This is a genomic window from Clostridium sp. E02, assembly GCF_003833015.1.
GTDB lineage: Bacteria > Bacillota > Clostridia > Lachnospirales > Lachnospiraceae > Lacrimispora.
Window position 1 is genome coordinate 80,388 of the sequence record NZ_RJLQ01000004.1, and the last position, 12,888, is coordinate 93,275.

The following is a 12,888-nucleotide window of genomic DNA, read 5'->3' on the forward strand; positions in this document are numbered from 1 at the left end:
TCATAGGAACAGTGCGTCAGCGTTAGAGTCTGACAAGTCAGACTCTTTCTTAAAATATAATAAAGGTGGAAATACGTATGAATCCAATTAGAAACAGATTAAATGCAACAATTGATTCACTGGACACATTGCGCTATCCCGACTTAAGATCAGTGAAATCCATATTTATAAGCCCAGGTGATTATAAATTTCGTGAAACCGTTGATTACAACGAAATGGAATGGAATCCGTTTCAAGTGGATGAAACATGGGGAGGAACGGACCAGCATTACTGGTTTTATGCGCAAGTAAAGATTCCAGAGGACTGGGTCGGACGTCAGGTAAGAGCCACACTGAATACAGGTGCTACGGATATTTGGAATACGGATAATCCACAGATCATGGTTTATATGGATGGCAAGATGTCAGGAACCATGGATATGAATCATCAGGATTATATATTGACGATGGATGCAAAAGGGGCAGAGTCACATGATCTTTTATTTTATGCTTACTCAAACAGTCCTGGTAAAACTAATTTTTTCCAATTAAAGATCGGAGCATATTCAGAAGAGATAGCATCGTTATATTACGATCTTTTGGTTCCATTTGAAGCCGCAGATTTATTGGAATCGGATGATTTAGAACAGATTGAAACGTTTAAAATACTAACGAAAGCCATAAATCTGGTTGATTTATCCAGTCCTTATTCAGAAGAGTTTTTTGTCTCAATCAAAACGGCAAGTCAGTATCTTAAGGAAGATTATTATAAAAACAGACGGGAACATCCGGTTACGGTTCACAGCATTGGTCATACTCATATTGATGTTGCGTGGAAATGGCCATTAAAGCAGACAAGGCAGAAAACCGTCAGAAGTTTTCGAACGGTTCTAAATCTTATGAAGCGTTATCCAGAATATAAATTTATGTCCAGTCAACCCCAACTATATGAGTTTGTCAGGGAAGAGGCACCTGAATTATTTGAAGAGATAAAAGAACGAATCAGAGAAGGAAGATGGGAGACAGAGGGGGCCATGTGGCTAGAACCAGACTGTAACTTAGCTTCCGGGGAGTCTTTGGTTCGTCATATACTCTACGGGAGAAGATACTTTGAAAAAGAGTTATCTGGTCCTGTAAATGAAGTCTTATGGCTGCCGGATGTATTTGGCTACAGTGCGGCACTTCCTCAGATTATGAAACAATCAGGAATTTCTTATTTTATGACAACCAAACTTGGGTGGAATGAATACAACCAGTTTCCTCACGACACATTTGTATGGAAGGGGATCGACGGCAGTGAGGTGTTGACGTATCTGATTAGTACCAAAGATTATCATAAGAACAATGAGGCGGTTAAGAATTTCAGCACGACCTACAACGGAAGACAGGATGCAAAGCAGATTATGGGAACCTGGCAAAGATACCAGGATAAGGATGTAAGCAAGGAGGTTTTAACCTGCTATGGCCATGGAGACGGTGGAGGAGGACCAACAGAAGAGATGCTAGAGCAGAGCCGAAGGCTGGAACAAAGCGTCGCTCGTTGCCCAAAAACGAAACAGACATTTGTAAAGGATTTTTTCCATATTCTTGAAGAACGAATGGACAAAAAGCAGCTTCCCGTCTGGTTTGGTGAATTGTATCTAGAGTATCACCGAGGAACGTATACTTCGATGGCTAAAAACAAGAAGTACAATCGGATGTGTGAATTCTTAAATGGAGATGCAGAATTTTACGCGGTCCTTGATCTGCTTCTTACAACCGATGGGGAGTATCCGAAAAAAGACCTGGAAGAGAACTGGAAGCTGCTTTTGTTAAACCAGTTTCATGATATTCTTCCCGGATCTTCCATAAAAGAGGTTTATGAAGATTCCTGGGTACAGTATGAAGCAATCTTAAATTCTGGTCGTGACATAATTAAGAAAAGTCAGGCACGTATTTTAGATGCCTTGGGATTTTATCCAGAGGATGTAAAACCAGAGTCTATTGTGGTCTTTAATTCCCTGAGTTTTGAACGAACTGGAATTGTGGAACTTGATCATCCGTGGAACAGTCCTAGCCTTCTTTCTCAAAAGACCTGGGATGACAAGATGATCTGCCTGGCAGAAAAAATTCCATCAAAAGGGTTGAAAGGGTTTGGAGAAGCGAAGGGGAATCAGGAAGGAAGTCTTGTATTTAAGCAGCTTAAAAACGATGAAACTGGAACGCTGGTTTCCTTTCAAACGGACTATTATGAAGTAGAACTGAATCAGGATGGGAATATAAAAAGACTTTACGATCGAAAAGAAGAGAGAAATATATTAAAAGATCAGACCGTAGGAAATGAATTACTGGTTTTTGAGGACAGACCTTTGGAATTCGATGCGTGGAATATAGATGTTACGTATGAAGAAAAAGTATGGCAGGTGAATGGGAAAACAGAGGTGAAGCTTTTAGAAAACGGTCCGGTTCGTGGTATGTTTTCAATCAAACGGCAATTTATGGATTCGGAAATCGAGCAAAAGGTCTGTTTCTATTCCCATACACAGCGGATTGATTTCAAAACAAAGATTGACTGGAACCAGCATCAGATGTTATTAAAGGCTGCATTTCCTCTTGATATAGTAAGCAGGGAGGCAAACTTTGATATCCAGTTTGGGAATGTAAATCGTCCTACGCATAAAAACACCTCCTGGGATCAGGCACAGTATGAGGTTTGTGCCCATAAATGGGCAGATGTATCCGAACCAGGTTACGGAGCGGCATTGCTTAATGATTGCAAATACGGGTATGACATCCATGATTCGGTGATACGACTGACGCTGCTAAAATCCGGAATTTTTCCAAATCCAGATGCAGATCAGGGCGAACACATATTTACGTATTCCCTATTCCCTCATACAGGAGATTTCCGTACTGGAGGCGTGGTACAAGAAGCCTACGATTTAAACTGTCCGCTTACGGTTCAGGCTGGGAAAAACACGGTGGTACCTGCTTATTCCTTCCTCAACATCAAAGAGGAAAATATACTGGCGGATACTATAAAATCAGCAGAAGACGGGGATGGAATTATAGTTCGTTTCTATGAAGCGTATGGAAAAAGGACCCAAGCACATATAGCGGCTGCAGTGGATTCTCATGCAACCTATGCACAGTGCAACTGTATGGAAGAAGAGACAAATCCTATTGATGGCGGCCAGGGTGAGCTGCAGCTTACATTCCAACCCTATGAAATAAAAACTATAAAAATAAGTATATAAGAAACATCTGCAAAAATTGCATGGTTTTAAAAACGATTTAACAAACAATGCGTAGTTACTTCCAGGAGAATGCCCTATAATGTAGCCAATCAGTAACGAAGTATTTTGATTGGGAGGAATTAAGATGGAACTGGAGGCAGAATGGAATGGAAGAATCCGGATCTGGTTGGAAGAATTAAAAAATCATATGTTTGAAAAACTTTCCGATGTGGAGTTTTCCGGATTTATCACAAAACAGAAATATTCTTATGAAGAAGCAATGAAACAGAAGTTCACTCCTATGCCGAAAGGGACTCCTTGGGGAGGAAAATGGGAATACGGATGGTTTCAAACAGAAATTCTTCTGCCACAAAAAGCAGAAGGAAAAAGAATTTGTTTGAAACCAGAAGTAGGTGGAGAGATGCTTGTCTTTGTCAATGGTAAAGTTTCTGGAGCCAGAGATTTAAAACATAACCAAATAACGTTGACAAGATGTGCAAAAGCGGGGGAACGTTTCTTTGTAGCAGCAGAAAGTTATGCAGGGCATGGGCCCCGTTTGGAGAACGGAGGACCGTGCCCTGTTTCTCGTATCCCGGTTCCGGAACCACCCACTTTTCAAGTGATGACAGGAGCTTCTGCCATTGGGATCTGGAACGAAGAGGTGTTTCAACTTTTTATGGATGCGTATACTCTCTCCCGGTTGTTGGAGGGATTGGACAAAAAATCACTGCGCGCCATGAAGATCAGGGAAGGGTTGGCTGAATTCACCTGTCTGGTTGATTTTGAACAAGATTCCAATGGATTTAAGTCCTCCATACAAAGGGCAAGAAAGAGACTGGCTCCTTTGCTTTCCTGTGTCAATGGATCCACGGCACCAGAGTTTACTATATTCGGGCAATCTCATTTGGATCTGGCATGGCTATGGCCCTGGGAGGAAACCAAAAGAAAGTGTGCGAGAACACTTTCCACGCAGATGGATTTATCCGATGAATATGAGGAATACCAGTTTTTATTGTGCGAACCTCCGATTATGGAAGCAGTGAAAACGTACTATCCACAGCTATATGATCGCCTGAAAAAGAAGGTGGAAGAGGGGGCTTTTCTTCCAGAGGGTGGAATGTATGTGGAGCCAGATACCAATTTGGTATCCGGGGAAAGTCTCATCCGCCAATGTCTTTATGGAAGAAAATGGTTCCGTGAGGAAATGGGAATCGAAAGCGTTATGGTATGGCTGCCGGACTGTTTTGGATTTAGTGGGCAATTACCTCAGATTATGAAGGGGTGTGGGTTAAAGTACTTTGCCACCCAGAAGATGGCAAGAGCGTTAAAAGGATGCGATGAATTCCCGTATCATAATTTTTGGTGGGAAGGCATTGACGGGACTCGTATTTTAACTCATTTTTATAAAAAGAACAATGCCAGGCTGGATCCTTATGATTTAATTTCTAGGTGGGAGAAGGACCGGGTTCAACAAACAAATATACATACTTTTTTATTCCCCTTTGGATATGGAGATGGTGGGGGTGGGGCAACGAGAGAGATGCTTGAAGTGGCAAAGCGGGTAAAAGATCTTGAGGGGGTTCCCCGGACTAAGATGGAAAGCCCTGTATTATTCTTTCGACGCTTAGAACAGGAGAATCGGGTCAAAGAGGTATACAAGGGAGAATTGTACCTCCCATGGCATCGTGGGACTTATACGTCTCAGGCATGGTTGAAAAAAGAGAATCGAAAGTTAGAACTTAAGCTTAGAGAGGCAGAGCTCTGGAGTTCGGTTGCCACGTTTTTAAAAGGAACCTACAACTGGAGGGAAAAACTGGAGGTACTTTGGAAAACATTGCTTTTTCATCAGTTTCATGACATATTGCCAGGGACGTCCATCACCAGAGTCTATGAAGATGCAAGAAAAGAACTAAAAAAAATGGAAGAAGAAGTCGAAGCGATACAAAATGAGGCGATGGAATCCTTGTTTGACCGGGATCGTGAACATCTGGTGATATTTAATCCTCTTTCTTGGGAACGGGAGGAAGTAATTGAAATCCCATCTTTTCGAGGAGATGTCTTTTATCAGAATGGGAAGCAGCTTAAAACCCAGAGAAAGGGAGAATCTTTGCTGGTACCGGTCGTGGTTCCTTCCTGTGGATACGCAGAAATTAAGGGGGGGAAAGATCTGGATGCAGAAAAATCCCGTAACGATAGCAAAAAAGCCTGCAGGATCTATAAAGAAGCAGGAACTTTTATCATGGATAATGATGAAATTCATGTGGTTGTGGACAATAAGGGGCAGATCCTTCATGTAATTGACAGGCAAACAGGGACGGAATACATTGATCAGCCATCCAACCAGATGCTTCTCTATCAGGATATTAATGTGGATTATGATGCGTGGGAAATGAATTCATTTTATGAGAAACTACCAATCCATTTATCTGGGACCGTAAAGGTGATAATTAAGGAGTCGGGACCAGTTTTGGTGTCTCTTTTGGTAACGCGTATGCTTCATGATTCTCCTATGGAACAAGAGATCGTGTTGAGATATCACAGCAGACGTGTGGACTTTATAACAAGGATTGATTGGAGGGAAACACATAAACTCTTAAAAGTGGGATTTTCTGTCTGCGTCCAATCCGAAGAATCCATAGAGGAAATTCAATTTGGTTACGTGAAGCGTCCCACACACCGAAACCGAAGACAGGATGCAGATCGGTTTGAAGTCAGCTGTCACCGGTACGCGGCATTGTCAGAACCGGGAAGGACTGCAGCTTTGTTAAATGATTGTAAGTATGGCATTAGTACACTTAACAACCGAATGGATTTAACGCTTCTAAAATCACCAGTTTGGCCGGATATGTATGCAGACAAAGGGATTCAGGATTTTACATATTCTTTTTATGGTGCAGACCGTGATTTTGCGGATAGTGGGGTAATTCGTGAGGGAATGGAATTAAATGTTCCTTTTCGTGTGTTAAAGAAAGGAGAAGGCAGAAGAGAGTTCTTCCGTATTGATTCTGATTCTGTTCTTTTGGAGACTGTAAAAATGGCGGAGGATGGAAGCGGGGATTTGATCATGAGATTGTATGAATCGGCAGGTAGACATGCTTGTTGCACGGTTTTAATGGACTTCATGGTGGAATTTGTATGGGAAACTTCTATGGAAGAGATTCTTTTGGAGGGGAAAAGCATACCGGTAACTCACCAGAAGGGTCAGTCTTTTATTGGAGCGGAATGGACCCCATTTGAGATAAAAACAGTTCGAGTTCGAGGAAAAGGCTTATAAAAGCAAAATGTGCAAGAATGACAAGCGGAATAAAAACAAATTACGCATAGCAACAATATCACCAAAATATTATAATGAGTTCATCAACATTTAGAGTAAAAACACTAAAATATAATATGGAGTTAACAAAATGAAGAAAAAATTAATCATTTTTACAGACAGTGGGGACACAATTATTGACGAAAGTTCAGAAGTTCGCAATCAAGATGGGATCGTTGTTTATGCAAAACTAATTGAAGGAGCAGGAGAGACATTAAAAGCTTTGAACCAAGCTGGTTATACCATTGCTATGGTAGCAGATGGAGAAGAACAGTCCTTTGCCAATGTATATAAAGAGAATGGACTGGGGGCCTGTTTTCATACCAGAACAATTTCGGAGGTAGTTGGGGTGCAGAAACCTTCTCAAACGATGTTTCAAGATGCCATGAGTCAGAATCATTTGACAGAAGATGACAAAAAGAGAATTGTAATGATTGGCAACAACATAAAAAAAGACATTGCAGGAGCCAACCAGTTTGGGATTACTTCAATCTTAATTGACTGGTCTCCCCGTTATGATATGGTCCCGGTCAATGACTTAGAGTCCCCGGATTATGTAATACATAAGCCAGAAGAGCTACTTCCCCTGATTGAAAAACTGGAGAGGGAATTAGAGGAAGAAAGAGAATGAGAATAGAGGAGGCCGCTTGTAGTGAAAAAAAATAAAACAGATGACAATGTTCATAAAACAACATGGAAGACTTACCTGCGAAATTCATGGCAGTTATATCTTATGCTTCTCATACCAATCGTTTATATGCTTTTATTCCGTTATAAACCCATGGTTGGAGGGATTATTGCTTTTAAAAAGTTTAATGTATTTGCAGGAATGTGGAAAAGTCCATGGGTTGGACTGGCAAATTTTAAAGAAGCGTTTGGTTCCATGGATTTTTGGAATGCGCTGAAAAACACGCTGATATTAAATGCGGGTGATTTAATTCTTGGTTTTCCTGTGCCAATATTGATCGCAGTCTTTTTGTTTGAGATCCGAAGTTATCGAATCAGAAAGATAACACAGACAATTCTTTACCTGCCAAATTTCTTGTCTTGGGTTATTATTGCAGGGATTGTTACTCAATTATTTTCTGCCAGCGGTCTTGTTAATGCTCTCATCAGTAAGACAGGATTAACAGAAATTAATTTTTTAAGCAATCCATTTATCTGGAGGTTTGTCTATTGGATCTCTGGAATCTGGCAGTCAGCAGGGTATTCTCTGATTATTTATCTGGCGGCTTTGTCATCAACCGATCCATCCCTAGGGGAAGCGGCATATATAGATGGTGCAACCAGACTTCAAAGAATCGCCCATGTGACCATACCACAGATTCGGCCAACGATTTCCATTATGTTGATTATGCAGCTTGGTAAAATTGTATCCATTGATTTCGATCGCCCCTACATGATGGGAAATACGCTTGTTAAGAGTGCGTCTGATGTTATTAGTACGTATGTTTATAGTGTAGGTCTACAGTCTGGAAGGTTTGATTTCGCAACCGCCGTAGGGCTATTCCAGTCGGTAGTAGGTATTATACTAATTCTTTCAGTGAATCAAATCTCGAAAAAAATGGGAGAGGAGGGAATCATGTAATGAATGAGTTAAAAAGCAAAGGAGATAGACGATTTCAACTCTTCTGGAATACATTTTTTATTTTGATCAGCATTCTTTCAATTATACCGATTGTCCGTGTGGTTTCCATGTCCTTTAGTTCCAAGGATGCAATTCTATCTGGAAAGGTGTTTTTCTATCCAGTAGGGTTTACCATAGAAGCATATTTCCGTGCATTTTTAAGTGGAAGTTTTCTCTCCTCTTTTTTCTTCTCTGTTCTTTTAATGGCAGGGGCAACCTTTGTTTGCTTGGTAATGACAGTACTGGCTGCGTATCCCCTTTCAAAGAGAAATCTAAAAGGCGGAGCCGTGATTATGACGTTATTTGTCTTGACGATGTATCTGGATCCTGGAATCATTCCCAAATATTTGAACGTAAAAGATTTTAAGATGATTGATACCGTATGGGCGCTCATAATACCAGAAGCGTTAAGTGCTTATAATATGATTATTATGTGTACCGCATTTAAGGGAATTGACGCATCCTTATATGAAGCCGCTAAGATTGACGGCTGCAATGAGATTCAGACCTTGTTTAAAGTAGCATTGCCTCTGGTATATCCTACCTTGGCAACCCTTGCTCTTTTCTATGCAGTGGGAAGATGGAACCGGCTCAGTGATGTACTCTATTATGTGAACTCTTCCAAACTATATACCGTGCAGATGGTTTTAAAGCAGTTAATTGAATCGGTAAAAATCTCTCAGGAAGAAGGACTTCAGACTCAGTTGGTCGCTGATAATATCAAAGCAGCAAGTATTGTTATTTCCATGTCACCTATGATTATTGCTTACCCGTTTATACAGAAATATTTTACGAAAGGGATTATGTTAGGTGCAGTAAAAGGCTAATTATTTAATTAGAATAAATTAGATAGTAGAAAGGGAGGTTTTACAATGAGAAAGAAATCATTATTTAAAAGCTGTATGGTAGTTCTTACAGCTGCAGCACTGGTAACTGGCTGTGGTTCCAATAAAGGAACAACAGATTCCACAACAGCCAAGGCAGAGGGGACACAAGAAGCAAAAAGCGATGGCACGACAGCGGCAGAAAAAGGGGATGAAGTTACCATTAAAGTAATGGTTTGGGAAAGAGGAGATGCTGCACCAGGAACAACGGTGGAGAATAATTCCCAGACAGAATGGATCAAAGACCAGATTAAGGAAAAATACAACATTAATGTGGAGTACGTATCGGTACCCCGTTCCTCTTCTGATGATAAGTTAAATATTATGATGTCAGGAGGAAGTGCTCCCGATATTGTATTCTCTTACAATCAGGGTATCTTTAATAATTTCGCACAAAATGGTGGATTGGCTGATTTGACACAATCATATGATACATATGGAAGTGATATTAAAAAGTTTGTAGCTGACGCACAGGGTATGGGGCAGCTTGAGGGAAAACAGTTTGCAATCATGAAGCAAAGAGGGGTAGAATCTCCACGACATACTGCGTATATCCGTCAGGATTGGCTGGATAAGCTTGGAATGGAAATGCCAAAGACGAAAGATGAATTGTTTGCTTATTTACAGGCAGTGAAAGACAAAAACCCAGGAGGGGTGGACAATGTGATCCCATGGGGCATGAGTGGTAGAAACGATACAGAGAAGGGATATTTAAACTTCCTGGGCTCTTACGTTGACCTTCCAACAGACAAAGATGCTTACATGTACAGCGAGGGCTATCTTGCAGTTGCTCCAGGAGCATTGGAGGGGATTAAAAAATTAAATGAACTTTACAACAAAGGTCTGATCTCCAAAGACTTTGCTACGGATACCAATGGAGATATTTATAAGGCTCAGGTAACTGCAGGAAATGTTGGGTTTTTCTTAGATGATACGGAAAGTCCATGGAATTATATTACATTATTAAACCAGGAGATTGGTGGAAGAACATTTGTTCCGGTGCAGTGTTTTGAACTGTCTGATGGATCATCATACCGGACTCCGTTTGAACCTCGATATGGTATGTTTGTTATGGTACCAAAAACAAGTGAGAAAAAAGTGGATGCTTGTATGAAATATTTAAACTGGATGGCAGATCCCAAAGTGGCAGAGGATATCGTATTTACCGTCGACCATAAGAGAGATGAAAATGGAGTACCGATTAAACTGTCAAGTGAAAAATTATTTGAAATGGGATATCCAGGAACTTGTGATGATTTGAATATTGTAAATCTTGCAATGGACTGGACCAAAGAAAAAGATTCTATTGTTTCTAAATGGGTAAGTGATCAGTCTGTTGATTGGGAAACTCCAGAATGGTTCTCTGATTTTTATGATATTCGTTCCGAAGGAAAATTCCGTTTCCCAACCTATTCCAATATTTCACAGGCTGAGTCAGATTATGGACAGAATGCACAAAATATGATGGTTGGATACGTGTATAAACTGATCAGCTGCTCTCCAGATCAGTTTGACAGCTTACAGAAGGCAGAATATGATAATCTTGTAAATGCTGGAATTCAGAAAATCCTTGATGCAAGAGCAGAGTTTTATGACTCGATGAATTAAGCTTTATACAGGGAAATAGACTAAAAGCCCGTTACAGTTCTTTCTCATCGGTATATCGTAGATGTTTGGAAGCTGTAACGGGATTTTTTTGCCCATTTCCTTTATGGAACGGTTTGCAGACTGGTATTTTCGCCTCCTTTGCGAAATTGGGATGGAGACTGACTGCAATATTTCTGAAAGATGCGGTTAAACTGGGAGAAACTTGTAAATCCACATTCCTGAGCGAGTTCTGAAATTTTCTTTTTTGTATTTAATAGTAGATATTGTACATTTCGAATTCGAGTCATTTGAATGTATTGGGTCAGTGTATAGCCAGTCACATCCTTAAACTGATGGGACAAATAATAGGGGCTGATATAAAATTCTTTGGAAAGTGAATCTAGTGATAGCATTTCTGAGTAATGATTATGTATGTAATTTGCTATGGTATATATCTTTTTGGAAGGTTCATCTTTTAAAGGTTCGTTGGTGTAGGTATTATAAGGAGATAAGTGTCGTAATGTATACAAAAATTCCACAAACATCCCGTGAATGATCAATGTCTTTAAGTCTGAATCCTTATCCTTTAATGAGAAACGATAGATCCGATTTAGTTTTTCGTTAATCAGCTGTTGCTGCTTGGAGGGAAAACGATAGATAGGAAGGGAATCGTAAAAGGGCTCAAAAAGCTTGTGGTAGGTTTCTGGCATATCCCAAAAGGAGGGCGGATATAAGAAACTGATTACAAGTCGTTTACCTGGAGGACCCTTTGGATATTCTGAACGGTGAAGAATAGAGGGACGTAATAAAACCAGATCACCGGAGCGTATGGAATAAGGAATTCCCTCGATGAGATGGTAAGCTTGTGGACTTATTAATATCATAATTTCATAGAAGGAATGAAAGTGTTGGAATGGCATGTTGATATCGAAGGAACGTTCGTCGTAATCAAAATAGTAATAGAGGGAATGTTGAATATCATTTATGGTAATATTGTGCTTTTTCTTATATAGGAGAGTATCATTCGTATTCGTCATAAAAACCGCCTTTGATTCGTTATGAATTATTTGTGCTTTGAAGTCTTATTATAGCAGAGAATGCACAACATATGCAACATTATGTAGGAATATGAAAGAATGTTTGTATAGATTGTAGGAAAACAACAGTCAAAAGACTGGGGAATAGAAAGGAAGTTTGTCATGAAACAATTAAAGCAAACCATAAATTTATTGGTATCAAGTTTTGAGAATATACTCTACGATGAGGATGATATTTTTTTGGAAAATATGAAATCCAATAATCTAGCTGGAGACAATGCGGAGCGATATCGTTATTGGGAATGGACACAGGGCGTGGGTCTGTATGGTCTATGGAAGATATATGAAGAAACAGGGGATGAAGAATTCATAAACAAACTGGAACGGTATTATGAACGACAGATGAAAATTGGTCTGCCTGCTCGAAATATAAATACAACAGCCCCACTTCTTGCGTTATCTTATCTGGTGGAAAAAAAGGGAAATGAAACCTATCGAACGATCTGCAACGATTGGGCAACTTGGTTAGTAAATGAACTACCAAGAACAAAAGAAGGCGGATTTCAGCATCTGACCTCCGATACTTTAAATGAGCAAGAACTTTGGGATGATACTTTATTTATGGCAGTTTTATTTTTGGCCCGAATGGGGACATTGGAAAAGAAGCAAGAATGGATTGAGGAAGCAGAGTACCAGTTCCTTCTTCATGTGAAGTATCTGGCAGATAGAAAGACTGGTCTGTGGTACCATGGATGGACATTTCAGGGAAATCATAATTTTGCAGAAGCATTCTGGGGGAGAGGGAACAGTTGGATTACCATGGCAATTCCGGAATTGTTCGGTATGATTGAATGCAGCCAGTCCGTGAAACGTTTTCTAAAACAGGCACTGGAGAATCAGATAAATGCGTTACTAGAATATCAAAATGAAGGTGGGATGTGGCATACAGTAATCAATGATAAATCATCCTATTTGGAAGCCAGTGCAACTTGTGGATTTGGATATGGGATCTTAAAGGCAGTTCATTTGGGACTGATTGACCCCTCTTATGAAATGTGTGCAAGAAAGGCACTAGAGCCCATTCTGTCCTGCATTGACGAAGAGGGGGTAGTACATCAGGTATCCTACGGAACACCAATGGGGAGAGAGACGGTACAGTTTTATAAAGACATTGAACTGCGTCCAATGCCTTATGGACAGGCAATGGCAATGTTATTTCTGCAGGAAGCATCGAAATAATAGGAAA

At 40.2% G+C, this 12,888-nt stretch carries 8 protein-coding genes; 7 read left to right on the forward strand and 1 reads right to left on the reverse strand.

Annotated features, from left to right (window positions below; translation table 11 throughout):
• The first annotated feature begins 77 nt into the window (after window positions 1-77).
• From EFT72_RS03810 to EFT72_RS03835, 6 genes are all read left to right on the forward strand, one after another.
• Window positions 78-3,215 (forward strand): alpha-mannosidase, encoded by a 3,138-nt coding sequence (locus tag EFT72_RS03810; protein ID WP_124065590.1) that lies wholly within the window; start codon window positions 78-80, stop codon window positions 3,213-3,215.
• 124 nt (window positions 3,216-3,339) lie between these two features.
• Window positions 3,340-6,468, forward strand: coding sequence for a glycoside hydrolase family 38 C-terminal domain-containing protein (locus EFT72_RS03815; RefSeq protein ID WP_124065591.1), 3,129 nt, complete (start codon window positions 3,340-3,342; stop codon window positions 6,466-6,468).
• A 130-nt stretch (window positions 6,469-6,598) separates the two neighbouring features.
• Window positions 6,599-7,138, forward strand: coding sequence for an HAD family hydrolase (locus EFT72_RS03820; protein WP_124065592.1), 540 nt, complete (start codon window positions 6,599-6,601; stop codon window positions 7,136-7,138).
• 21 nt (window positions 7,139-7,159) lie between these two features.
• Complete coding sequence (locus EFT72_RS03825; RefSeq protein WP_243109939.1) at window positions 7,160-8,095, forward strand: ABC transporter permease subunit; 936 nt, start codon at window positions 7,160-7,162, stop codon at window positions 8,093-8,095.
• Window positions 8,095-8,961 (forward strand): carbohydrate ABC transporter permease, encoded by an 867-nt coding sequence (locus EFT72_RS03830; protein ID WP_124065593.1) that lies wholly within the window; start codon window positions 8,095-8,097, stop codon window positions 8,959-8,961. Before EFT72_RS03825 ends, EFT72_RS03830 begins: the two co-directional genes overlap by 1 nt.
• Window positions 8,962-9,006: 45 nt before the next feature.
• A complete protein-coding gene (locus EFT72_RS03835; protein ID WP_124065594.1) occupies window positions 9,007-10,626 on the forward strand; it encodes an extracellular solute-binding protein in 1,620 nt (539 codons plus the stop codon).
• A gap of 101 nt (window positions 10,627-10,727) precedes the next feature.
• Here EFT72_RS03835 and EFT72_RS03840 read toward each other — a convergent pair whose 3' ends face one another.
• Window positions 10,728-11,642: an AraC family transcriptional regulator gene (locus tag EFT72_RS03840; RefSeq protein WP_124065595.1), complete on the reverse strand. Its 915-nt coding sequence runs from the start codon at window positions 11,640-11,642 to the stop codon at window positions 10,728-10,730.
• A 162-nt stretch (window positions 11,643-11,804) separates the two neighbouring features.
• On the opposite strand from EFT72_RS03840, the gene EFT72_RS03845 reads away from it, so the two are divergent.
• Window positions 11,805-12,881: a glycoside hydrolase family 88 protein gene (locus EFT72_RS03845; RefSeq protein ID WP_124065596.1), complete on the forward strand. Its 1,077-nt coding sequence runs from the start codon at window positions 11,805-11,807 to the stop codon at window positions 12,879-12,881.
• Window positions 12,882-12,888: the final 7 nt, after the last annotated feature.